Here is an 18,811-nt window from a genome sequence, read left to right as displayed (position 1 = left end):
CGCGGCGGGCCGATCTCTACTTTGCTCAGGTCAGCGCCTGAAGCACCTGGCCACTGGCGAATGGGAGGTTTCGTGAGATCACCATGTCGTCGATCAGATGCACCGACTCTCCCGACTCCTTCGCGCGACGCAGTTCGTCAGTGGGTGCGACGTCAGGACTCAGAGGGTCATGCACAGCGAAGATCCAACGCTGGTCACCACGCTGCGCCAGAATCGGCGCGGTAACCGTTCCGACGCCAGGGACATCGACCTTGCCATCGCGCTCGAAGCGCACGTCAATACCTCGACTGTCAAGGTCTCCGTGCAGGGCGTTGGCCGAACGCTCCAGCCGCTCCTCGCTCAGCGTCGGTTCCGTTCCATGGATCAGGTACCTCAACAGACTGGCGCCGACGTGACGGTCAAGGAGGCTGTGCTCGAAGCGATTACGGAAACTACGCAGGCACCTGTAGCAGGACTCGTCGCAGTTCTCTGGACAGTCCTCGAGGAGCCTCAGAGTCTGCTCGAGGATCTCCACACCGCAGTCGTTGACCCTTCGTGTGAAGCCAGCTCCGCCAGCAAGCGTGTCATAGACGTAGATCTCGGCCTCCCGGCCTTCCTTGCCTAGGGCAGTCAGCGCCGGCCGGTACTCCGCCTGGAGTTCCGTAGCTTCGATGCCGAGCGCCCGGGTTGCCGTGATCGTGAGCGCCTCGGCGACCGAACGCAACGCGATATGCGTCGAAAGATTCGCTGGTCCCAGCGTGATCGGCGAGTCCACCCTCAAGCGCACCAGGAGCACATCCGAGACGAAGTCGGTGCCCAGAACCATGCCCCGGGACGAGCGCGTGCCGGGACATTCCGGCGCCTTCTCATCGGGGAAAGGCTTCCTATGGGTAGCGAGCAGCCTTCCCGTGGCCATAGCGGTTGGTTCGATGAGCCCACACAAGGTGCAGTACGTGTATCCCTTGTTACGGGGTCCAGTGTTGGTGACAAGCAGAGTCTCTCTGCGGTACGTCTGTGCCAGGCGGTCGGTGACGCGCTTCCAAGCGGCCTCCTCCGTCGGCCCCGACGCCATGAGCTTGGCGCGCGTCGCATAGCTGCGCGCAGGGGCGTCGTCGGGACTGGTTCCGGGATCCTGGTCGGCTGGATGTGCGAACCCGGGCGGTCGCATCCAGGTCTTGGCCTTGCCGAACTCGCCCTCGGCACCGCAGGCCGGACAGTCTTGCTCCTTTCCGCGCTCTACCTGGTCGAGGGGGAAGTGCTTGGCGTAGTGGCAGACCTGGCACTCGAAGTAGAGCAGCCGTTCCTGCCATGCTTGACGAAGATCCTTCCGGACCGGCGAGTAGATGGCTCCGGAGGTCCATTCCTTGTTATCGATCCACACCACTTTGCCTGGCGCGTACTGGCTGAGCGCCACCGTGAGCCCCTGGCTGGGCGCATATTGGAACTCCGTGTTGAACCGCGTAGACCGGTTCACATCGAAGACGTGGAACGCGACCACATCCGTCGGGAACGCATAGCGCGGCAGGACACCCTTGTACAGCAGGCGGTCGAGGAGGTTCTTCTGGCTTCGTCGGGCGCTCAGTTCCTCTGCGCCATCTTCGGCCGGAGGGTCAGCCTCCACTTCAGCGGTCACCAGTGAAGGTTCGCCGGCATTCGCCTCTCTGGGCCCTCCGTCACGGTCAAGCTCAAGAGCCTTGTCGATCTCGAAAAGCGTCCTCGTCACGATGCCATGAAGGACTGCCCTGCGGGCATCCGGGTTCAGCTCCTCGGGAAGCCATGCTGCGACCTCGTCACGCAGCGCATCCTCCATGCCCGTCAGCCAGTCTTCAAGGTCTGTACGGTTGAGCGGGGAAGTTGTCCCCGTGAAGTCAGTGACCCTGCCCAGGACTTCGAACAACTGGACCTGGTCCTCGGGCTGGATTGCCGGGAGCCGGTCCTGGTGGTAGCGCTGCAGCAGGTAAGCGATGACATGCCGGCGCACGATTTCTTCGTTGTCCATCGTGAGCACCGGATCATCGACCTCACCACGGATCATCAGATCTGGCTGACGGAAGTAGTGGTCGTCGTGTGTGTCAGCGCTACCGAAGGCGAGCACAGTGGCAACCGCGTTGCCCCGTCGGCCGGCCCGGCCTGCTCGCTGCTGGTAGTTGGCACGAGAGGGTGGCATGTTGCGAAGGGCCACCCCGGACAGGTTGCCGATGTCGATGCCGACTTCCATGGTGGTCGTGCAGGACAGTACGTCAATAGCTGCACGCGGCTGTCCTCCCGCCTGGGATAGGCCGAGATCAACGTCTTGGAAGAGCAACTCGTGCTCCTCGGCCTTGGAAAATACGGCGTCCGACTGTGCGGCGTTGAGCTGCGCCGTGTGCTCGGCAGCGATGATGCTTACAGGCAGCTCAGGTGGATTGCTGAGAGCCCGGACCGCGCTGGCACGGTAGTAGCCCTTCCGGGCCTGGAAGACCGGATCGGTATCAGGGTCGAGGGTGCGGACTCGGTCGGCTCCACAACTGCTGCATTTGCAGCTGCCGGGAAGGGGACGCTGCGTGAAACGGCAGCGCTCGCAGTACCCCCACTGCCCACCCAGTTCCAAGGCCAGATTCGAGGCAGACATCCGATACACGCCGCTACCACGCGACTCACAGAAGATTCTGAGTAGCGTCTTCAGCCACTCATCCTTGAAGCGCTGTCTTGCGGCCTTTGATCCGAGCAATCGGTCGATGGACTGGAACCGTCCCGCGTGGGGTTGGACACCACCCTTCTGCTTCCACCAGTCCCCCTCGGTCATCGACGGGAACCAGATGCCAGGCGTATTCCATGCCGTCAGCCACAAACGAACCAGGGCCAGTTTGGCCTCGCCACCCTCCGCAACACCACCGATGTCCGGCAGCGTCGCGAGCAACTCTTCCGTGAGGCTCGCCTGCTCACGGATTGAGGCCAATCCGAGCGATGACAGCCCCCAGTACTTGTCCGTGAGTGTTGCGTACATTGCGCGCAGCAGCGACTGCGGCGGCGGCGCGGTAGTGGTGAGCGCACCCATCTCATTGTGGTTGCCTGTCAGTACACCCTTGTCGATGGCCCTCGCGACCGTGCTCATCACATGGAATGACTCCGTCGGTCGCAGTTCGGGCCGCAGTCGCACTGACAGCACATGGGCTCCGACCATGACGGCCACGTAAAGTCTGTCCAGGCTGAGAGTCCGCCCCAGAAACTCGTGGGCAGCAAGCTCTCGCCAGCCGCGCAGGACGACGGGCCGCATGACGTCACGCAGGGAATAGGTCTGCAGGTTAGGCGCAAGTCGCGCAGCTACTTGCCGAGAATCAGAGAAGGCGAGCACCTTGCGACCACGCAGCGGGGCGAAGTCGCTGTACGGCTGCGCACCAGGGGGCTGAACCTCAACCTGACGGGTCACCAATGCCTGAAAGGGCTGGTCGCCCTTCGTCTGGTGATCCTGTACCGATGATCGGCCAAAACCAGCGAGCCGCCCGCAGACGCCGCAGGGCTTGAACTCGCCATTCGCCTCGGCCTCTTCCCCATCGTCATCACTGCCGATGGACTCTCCCCCGCGGAGCCGAGGAATAAAGACGCTACGCGTGCGATCACCGAGCTTCCCTGGCGGGTTGAGGCGCCCTGTGATGAGGTCGAGGTCCGCGGGCTCCACGTTGGCCCCGTCACCCGACGGAGCTTCCAACAGCAGATCGAGTGCTTGGAGCTCGGGGATGGAGCCAGTCGCAGAATGGAATGCCCCACCCGGCTCATGCCAGAGGTAGGACGGGTCAAGTACATCGTCCGTGTAGGCTCGCGCATAAGCAGAGCCACAGTGCCGACACGTGTACAACTCGAAGACACGGGCGCCGCATCCGCAGGTGGCCTGCGGCTGAGCGTAGAGCTTGCCCACCGGCCCAGGTTCCGGGTAAACCTCCCGATCAACATCTGAACAACCGGGGTCAAGACATGCCCAGAGCCCTGCCAGCCCTCGGAAGAACGCGTGCACCCGGCATGGCAGCAGCCCGGCGTCATCCGTTGACCGGCGGGCGGCACTTCCGAGCGCTACCAGCGTTGATGCCGCTCTGTCGGCAAGCTCCTTCTCCGCAGCGGGAAAGATGCTGGTACCCAGCTCATCGACCGGATGGGCCCTTTGCATCGTCTTGTTGACGAGCAGATTCATCGGGGCGAAGTCGGAAAGCGCCTCGTGGAGCAGTCGACCCACACTGGCTCCGGGCCCCTCCTCGGTGACCCCCCGGTAGTCCAGCAACCCGCGGACCGCGCCAATGCGGCCGGCATCTGACTCCGCCTCGTAGAACGCATGCATTGGTACAGCAGCGAGGACCTCTGCGTCCTGGACGTTCCCGAGGGTGGCGGGTTCTCGCAGGTCGAGCCGCCCTTCCACCGTCTTGAAGTCGTCTGGAGACTTGCCACTCAACTGCGCGGCAAATTGGCGCGCGTACTGCGCGCTGGCAAAGCTCGCACTCGTGCAGATCACCTGCAGCCGATCGGGCGTGATCCCAAGCCTTGCGCGGAGACGACGCAGAAGGAGCGCCACCTCTGCGCCGCCCGCCCCGCGGTAAAGGTGGGCCTCGTCTACGACGAGGAGGAACCTCTCATCCGGGTTGTTCTCCAACCAAGCTCGGGTTGCATCGAAGACTGGCCGCTCGAGCGGACGCATGAGCATGTACTCAAGCATCGAGTAGTTCGTGATGAGCACGTCTGGCGGCGTGTCCAGCACTTCATGGCGCGTGAGAAGCTCAGGGTCCTCGGGCCGTCTGACCGCGCGAATGAACTCACCGTCTCTGTTCTTCCAGCGGGATCCGTGTTCTCCATACCAGGCTTTCAGGTCCGGTTTGGCCGGCCACTTGCCACGCGACTGCAGCTTCTCGATGAGGGCTGACGCCTGGCTATGTCCCTGGGCCGACGGGTCGCACGCCCGGTCGATCAGGTCGATGTAGAAATCCTCAATCGAGCGAAGCCGCGTCTGGTCCTTCTCGACCTGTCGCACACCGGGATATAGCGTGCGACTGGTGTAGCGGGCGAAGCGTGCCGGCCGTCCAGCCCATGCCGTGAACTGCGTCGTAACCCGCGGATCGCCGAGCAGCAAGCGAAGGCGCCCCAGTTGGTCATTCACCAGCGCGTTCATCGGGTACAGAATCAGAACTCTCACCGAGGGCTCGGCGAACGACTCAGGCTTGTGTGCAGCCTCCGTCGCGAGCTTCGCCAGCATCGGCTCGAGGAAGGTCTCCGTCTTTCCTGAGCCCGTGCCAGTCGTGACCGCAAGACTCAGACCGTCACGAGCCGTCCACTCCAGGGCTTCCGCCTGATGGGTGTATGGCGGGTCGTAGAGGAGTGGCTGGTGAGGACCGACGCGTGCACTCAGGGCACCAAGGAGCGTCTTGGCCGCCGCATCGAGTTCGAGATCGCCAAAGCCTCGGCCCGTCTGGTAGCGGGGGGTGCTCTCGATGAACGGCGCGCGGAAGAGCACGCCTTCCCGCTTCAGCAGTTCGCGACGCTGCTCGATCACAGTGGGATGTCCCACGTGGTACGTGGCTTCGATGTAGTCCCGAAGAGCCGCCTGAATGCTGGCGACCGTCTCTGCGATCGTGGGCGCTTCCGTGGTCACGCCACTCCTCCCTCATCGTTGACGTGCATCCACAGCATGTCAGTGAACAACTCCGTTAGTTCACCGATCGCCCAGAGCGGCAGGCGATAAGTGAGCAGCGCGTCCCTGGACCGTGGGACAGGAACGGCCACGAGTTCCAGGCCACGCTGCGCCCACCCAGGCACGGGGCCGAAGAGATCGAGGGTGCAACTCCCCGGTGCTCCGGCGGCAGGCCGAATGCGCAGAACCTGCGGCACGCCCCGTGCGGCGTCGATCGCTGCCTGCAGCCGCCACGCCTCGTCACACGCTGAGCCAGCAGGATCGTCAGTCGGCAGGTCGATCAGGGCTACGGGCCGACCGCTCTCCACGCGAACGAAAGACCACAAGTCAGCGCCATATGCCTGCGGTCGACGAGCGACGTAGTCTCCGCAGTCACCGTCGGCGGGAAACCGCCACCGGGCCCGATAGTGAAGGATCGACGACTCAGGATCGAGGAGCTTCAGATCGCTCACGAGACCTGACTGTGCTGCCCTGTCCAGGCGTTGACGCATCCCGCCGACGAAGCTGGTGGCACTAGCCATGCTCGGCTGCCTGCGCCAGTCGTGCATGGTGATCTCATGGAGTCCGGCGGCACGCAACCGATCCGGACCCGTTGTGGCATCCAGTTCGATGGACCGGACATGGCCCTCGTGGCGCACGTCCCCGCCGACGGACTCGTCCAGGAGCGGGAGGCCCTCGGGCCGCACACCTAGCAGGAGGTAGCGCCCGGGTGCCTGCGTCACATACGAGGGCGGAGCAAGATAGAGCTTCCTGCGCCCAAGATCCATTCGGTTCGGGAGTTCGACCAGGTCGCCGATTGCCACCAGCAGATCCAGCTGGGTGGCTAGCTGTCCACGAGTGGCCGAGAACGAGACATCGAGCGGACCCAGAACCTCCATCACAGCGTCGGCGAGTTCACGCGGTGTCGCCGGACACAGGAACGAAGCCGCTCGGCGAAGTGACGAGCAGATTGCCTCGGGTGCGCTCAGATCGATCACCGTCTCGTCCAAGCCAAGCGTGTGGACGGCACGCCTCGCGACCTCATTGCGACTGAGCGCAGTAACACTCATCGGCGCCCCCCGGAAGCCGACTGGTCCGATGCTCCCCGGAGGGCTTCAGTCCCCAAGACCGCAAACCTTCCCGCCCGGATGAGCGCGGGGGAAATCAGCACGCACTTCAGGAGTCGATTCCTTTCGGTCTCTGCCCAGCCCGCAACCAGCCCCGGCTCGCTAGCGAGCGCCAGAACGAAGTCAGCTGCGGCACGCGGATCACCCATGCCGCTGGACGTCACCATGACCTCAATGGCGTCAGCAAATCCATCACTCAGCGCAACTGGTGAATCCGTCCACTGCCAAAGATGACGAGCGATCTGCTTGGCTGCGCTGCGTTGCTTGAAGCCCTCACCTACGAGCTTCTCCATTTCATCGAGCAACTCGATCTGCCGGTGCGCACCTGCTGTCTTGCGCTTGCGCTCAAGATTCGCCCACCGATGCCCGGCAACGAGAGACACAAGCGCCGTGGTGATCGCCTCGAGGACTTGCTCCTGTTGGTGATGAGCGAACAGGTCAGCTGGGAGATAGGCGTCGAACCACAGACGGTGGCCTTCGATGAGCCGCTGGACCTCATGGAGTGCGTCACCCGAAGGTCGCACGGCTGGGTGGGTGTGGCGCAGCCGGTTCGGCTCGGGCGGCAGGATGACCGCTGCTTCCAGTTTGCCGGAGATCGCTTGGAGGAGTCCGCCTGTAGCCGGCACAGGGATGGGCACACGAGGATCCTGCTCCTGGGCGACCAGCGGGTCCTCCACCGCGAACATGTGCACCTGAGTGTCGTCGCTACCTGTTCGGTCTATCAGCCGCGCATCGTGTCGTCCGCTGTGGCGCTTGACGAGTACCCAGCGGAGCGGGTCGAAGCCACGTTCGCAAACCAGGGAGGCGAACCCAACTCCGTTACGAGATACCGACACCTCACATGACTCGGCCTCTTCGAACGCGCTGAGCATCTTCCTCCTGCGCAAGACCTGTTCCGTCAGCCTCTCCCACGCTTCATCGCTAAAGGGCACAGAGATTCCGCAAAGCTGCCGTTCTAGATCCCTACCGTCACCGTCACGAAGAGTGATCGACAGTTCGGCCCTTGTCTCCAGTGGACCGTCAATCGAGAGACTAGCCCTGCCATCCCACAGTTCAGTCATCTTTGGGCGCGCTGGTGTGGTGAAAAGCCGGATCGCAGTACCTTCCGTCGCCGTTTCGCGGCTGGTGTGCAGGTCACGGATCGTGATCGTCAGGGAGCCACTAAAGAGGGGACGATCCGTCTCTGGAGTGAGCAGGGCAACGTTTACATCGTGCTCACCCACTGCGAGGTTCTCCAGAGCAAAGAACAGCTCGGGTTGGCCCGCTGGGAACTCCAGCACGAAGGGAAGGCCTCGGTCCACGGTCACGGCGCACTTGTCCGCGGCGTACGCAGACTGGACGGCCAACATGGCCGGCTCCCCGGCGAGCCACTCGATGGCGCCGTCCCCATCCCAGGATCCTGGCACCAGTCCAACCGGTCGAATCGAGACGTCGGACGCCACTGCCAGCCCGAGAGGTCCAAGTTGCTCGACGTCCGCCGCACCAATGATCTCTGGCACCGTGAACTCGAAGGCGTGCACGCCTTCTACCGGGATCATGGTCGGCACGATCCAGGGCAACGACGGCGGTCTGTTGCCCGCCCGTCCAACCAGGCAGTACTCGCTTCCGGGTCGGACAAAATTGCCCTTAACCTCTATGGCTTCCCCGACAGACCGCTTCCTGAATAGCCACCACGGCCCGGTGTTGAGGGAGCAGTGCTCGGCGATCAGTTGGTTGACGGCCTCGGACCCGCGCTCCAGTTCGATGACTCGGGCGCCGGGTCGAGGCCATGCGGACAGCAGCACCTTGTCGGGCCACAGCAGTCGACCTCGGGCCAGCGGCCGAGGGTGACCCTCGACCCTTGCGCGCAGGCTCCGGAGCTCGTGTTCAACGTCTGCATTGATTGCCTGCAGTGGCGTGAGATCAGGCAGTTCCACATACGGCTGCCAGCCACCATGTTGGCTGCGCAGAAGCAGCCTGGGGCGGACCACACCTGGGATGAGACTCCTGCGCTGTACATGCGTGGCGCCCGTACCCGTCGGAAGGAAACCTCTCGAGCGGATCTGGTTAGCGGAGTGTCTGGCGCGCAAGAGCCAGCTGCGGGAGGCCTGTTCATTGCTCAAGTCAGCGACCAGACGAGTGAGCGTCGACCGCACCAGGTACGGGGACTCCTCCTCGTCGCCGGAGAGCAGCGCAACGGCGACCTGGCCGAGGAGGCTCTGGTTGGCGCAGAAGATGCGGAAGCGCTCGCTGTATCCCACCGTGCGCGTGGCCAGACATCCACCGAGCGCGTCAGGGTCAGCCAACAGCTCCGCGTTCAGCACTCCGCGCGACTCGAACAGAAGCTGGGCCATCTGCCGCTGGAGGTCTGCCGGCATCACAGCATGTGTGATCGGCCACGCAATGATGGTGAAGTTCGAAGCGAAGCCGCCTCTCGGCTCCGCTCCCCCGTAGTCGTCCGCAAATCGCCTGAACCACTGCCTGATGCGTTTCCGGTTGTGCGGAACGTTCCAGTGGGGTCCGCCCTCCCAACCCGGCGCCTTCTGCCCCCAAAGGGGCCAGAACTCGCCCCCGTCGTAGTCGTAGCCGATCTCAGCAGCGAACACGACGAAGGGCAACCACCAGGCGCGATACCGCGCGTCGAGTCCATCAGCGACAGCCCCACGCACTGCGGCCACGAGCAGTTCGAGTTCCTCATCGGCGAGGTCGTGCTCCAACGCGAATACGGGAGCCGGCGGCTGCAGTGCCTGGCGACGCTCGTGAAGTGTCCGAAAGTGGTGATCGAGTTGCAGGTGTAGGTGTTTGAGCACCTCCACTGACCCGCCACACGCTATCCCCTCCACGCTCGGCACCACCTCCTCTCCTGTCAAGTTTAGTGAGGCGTCGTCAGGCAAGGGGCAGTGACGCTCGGGGGATAGATCGCCACTTAGCGTAGACCGCACCGCTGTAGTCCATGAGCACAACTAGCGGAACTGGCATGATGCCGCCCCGCTCGCCTGACGGGACATCACCATGTGCTGCGTCGTGTCACCTAAGGTGATACAGGAGCCCTGGGGCCCGCTTCAAACTGAGAGTGCGGTACGCGAGGGTAATGCCCGTTTCGGGCTTGGAGTTGGGCGAGGATCCTGGTTGCCGGGGTGGGTCTGTGCTCCAGCGCGAGGCTGAGCGAACAGGCCAGATTCGGACTTGGTGAGGATGCCCCGGGTGACCAGACGTTTCAGCTTGGCGCGGATGCCTTCGGTGTTCTTCGGAAGGACCGGCAGGTCGAGAGCCTGGCACACGTCGCGGGCCCGCATCGGCCGAGCGGCGTCGGCGAGGATGGTGAGGATCTGCTGGTAGACCGGGTGGTCCGGCGCGTCGCGGCGGGACGCCCTCCCCTGCGGGCGCTGGTGCGGGGATGTCGAGGAGGGTCTTGCGGGTGATGCGCAGGTTCCGCTCTCCGCGTCGAGTTCGCCCACAACCGTGGTGAGTTCCTCGATGCGAGAGCGGAGTTGTCCGGCCGGCTCACCGAGTTCGCGCTCGCGCGCCTCGACGTACTTCAGGACGGCTTTGATCTGCGGGTTGTCACTCACGATGCACTCAGGCGGGGCATGCTGCACCGGTGAGTCGGCGGACCATGACGGAGGTCATCGCCCAGAACACCTGGAAGCGGGAGCTGGCAAGCCGGTGCTCGTAGTCGCGAACCAGGCGCCGGTAGAAGGTCAAGATCTCGTTCGTCTGCTCCACCACCCACCGCATAGCCTGCGGAACGAAGCCCACGTCGGCCGGGTTGCGTTCGACGATCTCGACATCAATGCCGTACTGCTTGCCTTGCTCGACGACTCTCTTCTTTAACCCCTAGTCGACCAGGGCCTTGCGCACCGTGTCGGCCTGGTCGGCCACACCGTCCAGCAGGGCGATGCCTGCGGCGTTCTCATGCGCGCAGGCGGCCAGCACGACGACCACGATGACCAGCCCCACATGAGGAGCGCCATCAGTCGGCGAGTGGCGCTCCTCGTCGTTTGCTAACCGTGGGCACTCTGCCGACTGACGGGGCGTGTGATCAGTTGAGGTACATCCCGCCGAACGAGCCGTCGAAGCCCGTGTCCGTGATGGCGGTGTCGAGCGTGGGGTAGTTGGTCCACTGGCCGTTGACCATCGCGTCGAAGTCGGCCCGGGTGATCTCGGGCTCAAGCCACTCGTTCGCGCAGCGGCAGCGAACGTAGACGTTGCGGCCCTGGTTGATCAGCAGCCAGTCACGGCGGGCCTTGCATGCCGAGCAGATGACCGGGATGCCGCCGAGGGCGAGTTCGTCTGCGTGGCTGAGGCAGCGGGTGGCTCCCGGACCGCTCGGGGGCTCGGTCTCGTTCTCCAGTTGGAGCAGCGGGTCGCTGGCCGGTGCGGTCGTCAGGGGCGTCGATGCCGGCTTCGTGCGGTGGTCGGTGGTTCTGGTCACGAGCGTGTTCTCCCCGTCGAGTGCCTTCGTTTCATCCGTAACAGCAGGTGGAACTGGTTGTCCAGGGCTTTGCCCGGTCCGGCAGGCCGGTGGTCGGCCTGCCGGACCGGGGTTCAGCGGCGCGGCGCGCGACTGCGCGGGTCGGCAGCGGCGGGCGTGGTGGGGCTGCTGATGGCCCGGTTGGTTGCCGGCCTGGCGCGGCCGGTACCGGCACTGGGGCTGCGGGGCGCCTCCGGGTGGGCCGGGAGTTTGGCCAGGCGGCGCAGTCGCCACACGAGAACGTCGTTGATGTCCTGAGCAGTTCCCAACTCCCTCTGTGCAATGGCCTCCTGCAGCAGAGCATCCGGGTCGTAGCCCGCCTGCTCAGCCTGGGCGAGGGTTGCGGCCAGCGCGTCCCATCGCTCTTCCCGGGCAGGCCGACCCACGGACTTTGGCAGAGCGGCTCGGATGGTGGCGTCAAGACGGCGGCGCTGGGGCTCGGGCAGTGCTCGCCCCTGCTCGTGCATGACCGTCATCGGCGTGGTGGCGGCCTGGCGGTACGCAGTGCGCAGATGTTCGGCGGCCTGGCGGGAGGCGGCGGCCTGCTGGGCGTGTCCGCGGGCGGAGTGCCAGCGGGCTGCTGCCAGGGCCACCAGGACCAGGGTGGACAGCAGCATCGCCGTGGTGCCGCCGTCCTCGCCTCGGCCGAGCGCGCCGCCGGCGTGGATGATGCCCCGGGCGGCTGAGCGCAGGGCGCGGTTGTCGGCGCGCTCGGCGCTGACGTGGCTTCGGGTGGCGCGCTCGTAGGCTCGGGCGGCGGCTCGTAGTTCGTCGCGGGTGGCGGCCGGTGAGGTCTGTGCGACGGCGTCGAGGAGTTCGCCGGCGCCGACGAGCTGGGCGGCTGCGTCGTCGCCACCGTTGTCGAGGTCGAGGGCGGCGCGCTCGGCGAGCTGGCTCGCGTGGCGGCGGGCCTTGGCGGGCGGTGACCAGCGGGTCTTCGTGGCGGTGGTGTTGGCGTCGGTTGCCGAGACGGCCTGGTCGAGTGGTCCGGTGGCCAGGCGCTGGCGGATCTTGGGGAGGGAGAGGTCGGGGGCCAGCGTTGAGCCGGAGAACCAGATGGGCTGGTCGTCGCGGTTGCGGTCGCCAGGCAGCGCGACGGAGTAGCCGAGGGTGTCGCCGGAGGGGGCAAGGCGGGGCTTGACGCGAAGGCCGGCCGAGCGCAGGCGGGCGAAGAACTCGGCTTCGGTGGCGGCTCCGGCAACGGCTTGGCGGACTGCCTCGCGCAGCGTCTCGCGCGGGGTCTCGGTGTGTCCGGTGCGCTCGGCCTTGAAGCGCTCGGCGCTGGTGGGGTTCTTGGCGGCGGTCCCGTCGCCGGGCTTGAGCTGACGCAGGCCCATCTCCTTCTCGATCAGGCGGCATTCGGCCTGGGCCTTCTTCTTGTCGTAGTTCATCCGGGGGCGGCGCAGGTCTCCTCGGACCATGGTGGCCAGGATGTGAATGTGGTCGTCCGCGTGGCGCACTGCGACCCAGCGGCAGCCGTCGGGGTCGCCTTCGGGCACGAGGCCCGTGGCCTGGACCAGGCGGCGGGCGACGGTGTCCCACTCGTCGTCGGTGAGGAGCCGGTCGCCGGGGTCGGTGCGCACCGAGCAGTGCCAGACGTGTTCGGCCGGGGCGTCGGTACCGGCCTGCTTGACCCGCAGGTCCAGGGCGGCGGCGAGCCGGGACAAGGCCACCTTGGGGTCGGGGTCCGGGCTGGTGTCTCGGCCGGGGTCGGGGGCGAAGCCGTCCCAACTGCCGACGAGGTGTGGGTCGGTGTGTTCGTCGCGCTTGCCTGGGCCGAAGAGATAGACGAGCAGGCCGTGGGTGCGCGAGCCACGTCGGATCTTCGGGACCATCAGAGTCGCTTCTTCACCAGGGTGTCGGCTGTGTCGTCGATGCGGGCCAGGAGTCGGGTCAGAGTCGTGAGGGCCTGGTCGAGTTCGCCGGGGCGGGGCTGCCCTCCGGCGTTGTAGACGTAGGCGATCTGGTTGATGTTGTTGCCGACCCGGGAGAGGGCGGTGCGCAGGGCAGCGAGCTCGTCGATGGCTGCGTCGAGCTGTTCGTTGGTCTGCACGGTGGTGGAACCGCGGGCGGCGGCGAGGCCGGCGGCAGCGAGGAAGCGGGCGACGGTGACGGCACGCAGCTTGGCGGCGGCGGCGATCTCGGCTTTCTCGGCGTCGGAGAGGCGCGTGGTCGTCTTTCGGGTGCGCTCGCTGGGGTTGCGGCTGCGGCGGCGGGGTTTGCGGTCGGGGAATGCGGGTGTGCTCGGGCTCGGCTGCTCGGGCGTCGTATGGTGGTCTGTTTCTCCCCCTGCGACCGGCGCCCCCTGGTGCTGGGAGTCCGGCTGGTCTCCGTGCGCCCTCGCTCGGGGACCAGCCGGACTTCCCGCGCACTCCTGGGCGTGGGTAAGTGCGTACGACGGGCCGTAGGACCGTCGTACGCGACAACTTGCTCCGCCAGGAGCCTGATTGGGGTCACGCTCCCCGCCGTGGGTGGTGCCCTCCGGAGTCCGGGCGGTCATCGGCCCGTCTCCGCGCTCTGCTGCTGGATGTCGCGCAGGATGTCCTCGATGAAGTCCATGGCCAGGACGGGGTGGTGGAGGGTCCAGGGGCGGCTGTGTCGGCGGCGTTGCACGGTCCAGGTGCCGTCGGGACCTGCCTCGGCCTGGTGGAGGTGGCCGTTCTCGTGCAGGACCGCGATCCAGGTGTCCACCTCGACGGTCGTGGCGGGAGTCGTGCGCATCGTGGTGTTCTCCGGTTCGGTGGAGGAGGTCGTGGGTGGGTGCCCCGGGGCGGGTGACCGGCTGGATTGACCGGTCCGGTCACCCGCCCGCAGGTGCTGCCCGGTCAGTTCCGGGTGGCGGTGACCGGCGGTGTGCTCTGCTCGCGCAGCTGGGCCATCAGGGCGGTCAGCGTGTCGGAGGAGAGCGGGATCTGCTGACCTCGGATCGCCTGGGCGACCACCTTGCGGGTCAGCTTGTCCTCGGCGCTGACCGCCATTCGGGCGATCTCCAGCAGCCGCTCGGTGTCGGGGTCACCGCGCCGGTCACCGGTTGTGCGGTTGTCCCGGTCACCGACCGGCGGCGCGGTCACCGGCCGGTCAGTGACCGGTGGGATGCTGGCCACCGATGCGGTCACCGGCTCGGGGTTGACCAACCGGGTGCTGTCCGCCGGGGCGCTGACAGGCTGTCCGCCCAGGTCAGCGGCTTGGGTCAGCGGGTCAGCGTGGCCGGTGTCGGCAGGGTGCTGGCCAGCAGTGACCTCCCGCCGGCCTTCCTCGGTCCCTGCCCAGTTGTCCGGTCGGTGCTTGTCCGCGGACACCTTGGGCGCCTCGGTCAGCGCGGTGACCGGCTGCCCGGCGGTGCCCTGACCGGGCTGCGGCTGGTGCTGTCCGGGGCGGTCGGTCGGGGTGACCGGGATGCGCTCGACCTGAGTGACCTGACCGGCCTGGCCGGAGTGACCGGGCTGTCCGAGGTCACCTCGGCCACTTCCGCTGACCGGCCCCCGGGCGATCAGGATGTAGAGGTGGACTGCTCCGGCCAGGGCGAGCGGGGCGAGGGTGGACAGGATGGCGACCACGGTGTCGCCGAGCCGCAGGCCGGTGACCGAGGTGCTCAGCTCGTTCAGTCGCACCGCGTGCAGCTCGTTGGCCCAGATGCTGGCGACGGTGGCGGTGCCGAATAGCAGCCAGACGTACATGCGGGCTCGCAGCGGTGCGTCGCGCAGGACCAGCAGGGCCCGGACGCCGTAGGCGATGAAGCCGTCGATGACCAGCGGGAAGAGGTAGGTCAGGAGTCCGCGGACGTGGATGGCGACGGCCATCTGCTGGAGGGCGTCGTAGGACAGGGCGCATCCCGCGCCGCCGAGGGCGATGATGACCGCGCGGTCCCAGGCGGTGACGTGGGCCGTGGTCGGCGCTGCTGCGGTGGTCACGCTGCCGTCCCGAAGTCGTCGCGGCCGAGGTGCTCGCCGGTCTGCCTGGGTGGCTGGGTGGTCTTCGTGGTCTGTTCCAGGTCTCGGTTTCGGATGGCGCGGCGGGTCTCGCGGTACAGCTTCTGGGCGTGCTCCTCGGTAATCTTCAGAAGCTGGGCGAGGCGCTCGACGCTGACGCCGTGGCGGTATCCGGCGATGACCACCGCGCGGCGCTCGGTCTTGGTCAGGTGGATGTCGCGTCCGGCCAGGGTGGCATTGACCCGGGAGTAGTCGAGGCGGGCGGCGATCTTCTCGTGGAGTGGCTCGCGCTCCTCCTCCGTGGTCCCGCCCCGGATGCCGTGCGTGTCGTTGGCCTCCAGCGCTGCGTCGAGGCAAGCGCGACGGACCGGGCACTGGCCGCACAGCGCCTTGGCTGTGGCGATCTTGTCGGTCTCGTCGGGCTCAGGGAAAAAGATCTCGGGGTCGACCGGGTTGTACTCGGTCGGCTGGCAGACGGCCTGGTCCTGCCAGGTGTGGTCGCCGAGCGAGCGGTGGCGGGCAGGGCTGATCGTCGTGGTGCTCATGCGGGGTTGCTCCGATCGCTCTCCGCGCGCAGTGGGCGTCGGCGGAGAGGTGCGCTGGGTCGGGAGGTGCATCGGGCGGCGCTCGAGCGCGGCCCGGCGGCGGTTCACGCGGCGCGCTGTAGGCGTCTGCGGTCGACCGGCTCGAACTCGACCCGGGTGGTCATCTGCGCCAGCCGGGAGGTGACCCGGTCACCGAGGTATGCCTTGAGGTCCCTGATCCGGAGGTTCGTCGTGATCAGGGTCGGGAGCATGTGGTTGTACCGGCGGTTGATCAGCCGGTAGGTCTGCTCCTCGACGAACTCGCTCGTCTTCGCGGCGCCGAGGTCGTCGAGGACCAGCAGCGGCACCCGGCTGTAGGTCGCCAGCACCCGCTCGGCGTCGGTGTCGGAGCTGGGCCGCAGTTCGGCGTACAGGTCGGCTGCGGTGGTGGCGCGCCAGCGCACGCCGATGCCGGCCTGCACCAGTGCGGTGACCGCGCCGTACGCCTCGTGTGTCTTGCCCGCCCCGACCACCCCGGCCATCAGCAGGCTCGGGCCGGTGGCGACCTGTCGCCGAGCCCCGATGCTCGGGGCGACGGCCTGTTCGGCGACCTCGCTGACCCAGGCCAGGACCTGCGGGTGATCGGCCACCGCGCCTCGGTAGCGGGGCGGCATTCCGGCCGACAGGGCCTCCACGGCCGAGCAGCCTGCGGGCTCGTCGCTGAGAGCGGCGACGACGGCCGGGTCGATGCGGCGAGCGGCCAGGATCCGGGCCACCCGGTCGAGGGCTCCCTCGCCGAGGGTCTGCGGTTCGCGGGTGCGCATCACAGCTCCTCGGCGTAGGCGGCGACGGCGTCGACCGGGTTGGTCCACGCCTGGTGAGCGGGCACGTTAGGCCGGAATCCCGGCCGCGCCAAACCGGAGCCCCGTGAGTTCATGGAGTCGTTCACCAGGCTCGGCAGGCGGCTCGGGTGGCCCTGGATCTCGGCAAACCGCTGGAGCCCGGCGCGGATGTGCTCGACCGCGATGTCCTCGGCCAGGAGCTTCTTGGTGATCCGGCCGATGTGCCCGAGCACATCCTCCGGCGGGCGGCTGGTGCAGGCGGTGACGTACTCGGCGAGGAGGTCCTTGGCCGAGACGGTGGCGTCGGGCACTGTGCGCCCCGTAGGGAAAGAAGATCCAGGATCCAAGATCCTAGATCCAGGCGCCGAGCCCTCGTCGAGCCTTCGGGGAGCCTTCGGAGAGTCCTCGGAGAATGTCGCCTGACCTGCGGTTTTCCCGACACCGTGGCTCGGCGTCGCGACGAGGCCAGTCAGGGCGTGCTGCCGAGCCGTCGATGCCTGGCCCTGTCCGGCAGGACGCGTCAGAGCTGCCTCCGTCGGCAGATCGAGGGCTCCGGGATGGTCCGGCGAAGGCTCGGCGAAGCCTCGGGTAGCCGTCGCCGAAGCCTCGGCGGCCCTCGCGCACGTGCCCTTGCAGGGGCCGCAGCGGTCGGCGCCGTGGTGGTGCGGGCACGAGGGCAGCCGGGACAGACTCGGCTTGTCGATCTTCTGGTGCTCGGACCAGGTGACGACGTGGAGGTAACGCCGGCCGTCGCAGCCGGTGTACCGGCAGATCAGCCCGGCGTTCGCGAGCTGGTGGAGGTCGTCCTCAACGTGCACCGAGGTGTGCTCGGCGCGCAGCGGCCACAGGAGCCCGGCGATGATCGCCGCGTTGTCCCGGTGCCGACCGTGGTCGTCGGACTGGGTCAGCAGGCCGAAGAAGGTCCGCTCGGCGTCGACCGTCACTTCGGCGAGTGACTCGGAGACGAACGCCTCCGGCTTGATGGTCCGGATCCGCGCCATGTCAGCGGCCCCGACCGGTCACGGCGCGGGCACCGCCGTGGGTGAGTGTCGCGGTTGCGACGGAGAGGGTGTGGGCCAGGCTCCAGTCGGCCTTGGGCCAGACCCGCAGGATCCAGCGCGCGGCGATCTTGGCGGTGGTGCGGCTCAGTTCGATCGGCTCGCCCGCTGCGTCCCAGGCCCGGGAGTGGGCGTGAGGCCACCGCTGGGTGGGGTCGGTGAAGCTGACGCGGATGGTGGCGGCGCCGGGGATCATGTCGGTGAGCTGCGCGGCGAGGCGCTGCTGGCGGTCGGCGTCCGGGCATGCCGGGGTTCCGCTCACGGTCGTGAGCATGCGATACTCCGTTGCTTGTAGGAGCGCAGGTGGCGGTTCTCGCGCAAAAGCCCCGCCGCCCGCGTGGTTGTGATTCGGTGCCCTTCGGGGTGCCGGCCCCGGCGTCCAGGAGTTGGTAGCTCCCGGACGCCGGTCTCGTTTCCACCCCGGTTCGCTGGTCACGGTGGTCCGCGCATCCTCTGTCCCTCCCCTTTCCTGGCCCCGTCCTCAGCGGCGGGAGCAGCACCATACGAGGCACCCTCGCGATCAGTCCAGGGTGGTTTCCACCCGGCGCCACCAGCACGTATCAACTGCTGAGCGACAGCATGCGGGATCAACGTACACTCCAGTTGCGCCCTCGCGTCAACTGCTGTGTCGAGTGAAGGCCCCTGGATTCCGATCCGCACACTCCAGTGGTTAGACTCGGCGGGACGACAGGAGGTGGGCATGACCGAGAGAGCAGGGCGGACCTTCGCCGAGCGGCTGGACCACTTGTTCAACGAGGTCCATCCCGCCAACCGCGGCTCGTATACGTACGCCGAGGTGGCTCAGGCCCTCAAGGAAGCCGGCAACGGCGAGGGTGCGATCACGGCGAGCGGGATCCAACAGCTGCGCACCGGCGCGCGCGGCAATCCGAAAATGGAGACGATCAAGGCCCTTGCGGCCTTCTTCGGCGTGCCCGCCGGCTACTTCTTCGACGACGAGGTGGCCGAGCGCACGGCGGACGAGATCAAGCTCGTAGCGGCGATGCGGGACCAGCAGATCGCACAGGTGGCACTGCGGTCCGCCGGCCTGTCGCCTGCGAGCCTCAAGATGGTGCACACCGTCATCCAGCAAGCCCGAAATCTGGAGGGTCTCCCGTCCGGCGATGACTTCCTGGGCCTTGATTTGAACGAATAATCTGCGCGCGTTGCCAAGAAACAGCAGTGGGGGGGGGGGGGGGGGGGGGGGGGGGGGGGGGGGGGGGGTGGGGGGGGGGGGGGGGGGGGGGGGGTGCTTAGGAGGGGGGGGGAGGGG

General features: G+C 67.0%; 16 protein-coding genes. 1 reads left to right on the top strand and 15 read right to left on the bottom strand.

All coding sequences use genetic code 11. The annotated features are described in order from the left end of the window. Positions 1–25 precede the first annotated feature (25 nt). From ACZ6NC_RS06330 to ACZ6NC_RS06260, 15 genes are all read right to left on the bottom strand, one after another. Entirely contained in the window at positions 26–5,590 is a 5,565-nt protein-coding gene (locus ACZ6NC_RS06330) for a DEAD/DEAH box helicase (RefSeq protein WP_465729528.1), read from the bottom strand. Continuing rightward, on the bottom strand, positions 5,587–6,618 hold the full coding sequence (locus tag ACZ6NC_RS06325) for a hypothetical protein (RefSeq protein WP_465729526.1): 1,032 nt from the start codon (positions 6,616–6,618) through the stop codon (positions 5,587–5,589). The genes ACZ6NC_RS06330 and ACZ6NC_RS06325 overlap by 4 nt, the downstream gene beginning before the upstream one ends. A gap of 56 nt (positions 6,619–6,674) precedes the next feature. After that, positions 6,675–9,431 carry a hypothetical protein gene (locus ACZ6NC_RS06320; RefSeq protein ID WP_465729524.1) on the bottom strand — a complete coding sequence of 919 codons (2,757 nt, stop codon included), beginning with the start codon at positions 9,429–9,431 and terminating at the stop codon, positions 6,675–6,677. Between the two features lie 345 nt (positions 9,432–9,776). Further along, on the bottom strand, positions 9,777–10,286 hold the full coding sequence (locus ACZ6NC_RS06315; protein ID WP_465729522.1) for a hypothetical protein: 510 nt from the start codon (positions 10,284–10,286) through the stop codon (positions 9,777–9,779). 7 nt (positions 10,287–10,293) lie between these two features. After that, positions 10,294–10,440, bottom strand: coding sequence for a hypothetical protein (locus ACZ6NC_RS06310; RefSeq protein WP_465729520.1), 147 nt, complete (start codon positions 10,438–10,440; stop codon positions 10,294–10,296). Between the two features lie 111 nt (positions 10,441–10,551). Further along, positions 10,552–10,674, bottom strand: a complete 123-nt coding sequence (locus ACZ6NC_RS06305; protein ID WP_465623568.1) for a hypothetical protein — start codon at positions 10,672–10,674, stop codon at positions 10,552–10,554. Positions 10,675–10,756: 82 nt separating this feature from the next. Next, the gene (locus ACZ6NC_RS06300) at positions 10,757–11,149 is read right to left on the bottom strand and encodes a hypothetical protein (protein ID WP_465729518.1); all 393 of its coding nucleotides are present in this window, start codon (positions 11,147–11,149) and stop codon (positions 10,757–10,759) included. A gap of 113 nt (positions 11,150–11,262) precedes the next feature. Beyond that, positions 11,263–13,023: a relaxase/mobilization nuclease domain-containing protein gene (locus tag ACZ6NC_RS06295; RefSeq protein WP_465623571.1), complete on the bottom strand. Its 1,761-nt coding sequence runs from the start codon at positions 13,021–13,023 to the stop codon at positions 11,263–11,265. After that, positions 13,023–13,688: a MobC family plasmid mobilization relaxosome protein gene (locus ACZ6NC_RS06290; RefSeq protein WP_465623573.1), complete on the bottom strand. Its 666-nt coding sequence runs from the start codon at positions 13,686–13,688 to the stop codon at positions 13,023–13,025. Before ACZ6NC_RS06290 ends, ACZ6NC_RS06295 begins: the two co-directional genes overlap by 1 nt. After that, positions 13,685–13,909, bottom strand: a complete 225-nt coding sequence (locus tag ACZ6NC_RS06285) for a hypothetical protein (RefSeq protein ID WP_363449392.1) — start codon at positions 13,907–13,909, stop codon at positions 13,685–13,687. The genes ACZ6NC_RS06290 and ACZ6NC_RS06285 overlap by 4 nt, the downstream gene beginning before the upstream one ends. Positions 13,910–14,013: 104 nt before the next feature. Further along, positions 14,014–15,099: a DUF2637 domain-containing protein gene (locus tag ACZ6NC_RS06280; RefSeq protein WP_465623574.1), complete on the bottom strand. Its 1,086-nt coding sequence runs from the start codon at positions 15,097–15,099 to the stop codon at positions 14,014–14,016. After that, entirely contained in the window at positions 15,096–15,662 is a 567-nt protein-coding gene (locus ACZ6NC_RS06275) for a WhiB family transcriptional regulator (RefSeq protein ID WP_465623576.1), read from the bottom strand. Before ACZ6NC_RS06275 ends, ACZ6NC_RS06280 begins: the two co-directional genes overlap by 4 nt. Positions 15,663–15,766: 104 nt before the next feature. Further along, complete coding sequence (locus ACZ6NC_RS06270) at positions 15,767–16,465, bottom strand: ATP-binding protein (RefSeq protein ID WP_465623577.1); 699 nt, start codon at positions 16,463–16,465, stop codon at positions 15,767–15,769. Beyond that, positions 16,465–17,484 carry a hypothetical protein gene (locus tag ACZ6NC_RS06265; RefSeq protein ID WP_465729516.1) on the bottom strand — a complete coding sequence of 340 codons (1,020 nt, stop codon included), beginning with the start codon at positions 17,482–17,484 and terminating at the stop codon, positions 16,465–16,467. The genes ACZ6NC_RS06270 and ACZ6NC_RS06265 overlap by 1 nt, the downstream gene beginning before the upstream one ends. Before the next feature lies 1 nt (position 17,485). Further along, complete coding sequence (locus ACZ6NC_RS06260) at positions 17,486–17,815, bottom strand: transcriptional regulator (RefSeq protein ID WP_465623580.1); 330 nt, start codon at positions 17,813–17,815, stop codon at positions 17,486–17,488. 426 nt (positions 17,816–18,241) lie between these two features. Here ACZ6NC_RS06260 and ACZ6NC_RS06255 point away from each other — a divergent pair, with 426 nt between their 5' ends. Then, entirely contained in the window at positions 18,242–18,694 is a 453-nt protein-coding gene (locus ACZ6NC_RS06255) for a Secondary metabolite protein (RefSeq protein ID WP_465623582.1), read from the top strand. Positions 18,695–18,811: the final 117 nt, after the last annotated feature.

The organism is Kitasatospora sp. NPDC041988 (assembly GCF_055588525.1).
The sequence above is the reverse complement of the archived record's forward strand: the minus strand, read 5'-3'. Positions and strand labels throughout refer to the sequence as shown.

What these genes read in the sequence shown, in the direction of transcription:
- ACZ6NC_RS06295 (WP_465623571.1), bottom strand. Translation starts at nt 13,023, where the DNA reads ATGGTCCCGAAGATCCGACGTGGCTCGCGCACCCACGGCCTGCTCGTC.
- ACZ6NC_RS06290 (WP_465623573.1), bottom strand. Translation starts at nt 13,688, where the DNA reads ATGACCGCCCGGACTCCGGAGGGCACCACCCACGGCGGGGAGCGTGAC.
- ACZ6NC_RS06285 (WP_363449392.1), bottom strand. Translation starts at nt 13,909, where the DNA reads ATGCGCACGACTCCCGCCACGACCGTCGAGGTGGACACCTGGATCGCG.
- ACZ6NC_RS06275 (WP_465623576.1), bottom strand. Translation starts at nt 15,662, where the DNA reads ATGAGCACCACGACGATCAGCCCTGCCCGCCACCGCTCGCTCGGCGAC.
- ACZ6NC_RS06270 (WP_465623577.1), bottom strand. Translation starts at nt 16,465, where the DNA reads ATGCGCACCCGCGAACCGCAGACCCTCGGCGAGGGAGCCCTCGACCGG.
- ACZ6NC_RS06265 (WP_465729516.1), bottom strand. Translation starts at nt 17,484, where the DNA reads ATGGCGCGGATCCGGACCATCAAGCCGGAGGCGTTCGTCTCCGAGTCA.
- ACZ6NC_RS06260 (WP_465623580.1), bottom strand. Translation starts at nt 17,815, where the DNA reads ATGCTCACGACCGTGAGCGGAACCCCGGCATGCCCGGACGCCGACCGC.
- ACZ6NC_RS06255 (WP_465623582.1), top strand. Translation starts at nt 18,242, where the DNA reads ATGACCGAGAGAGCAGGGCGGACCTTCGCCGAGCGGCTGGACCACTTG.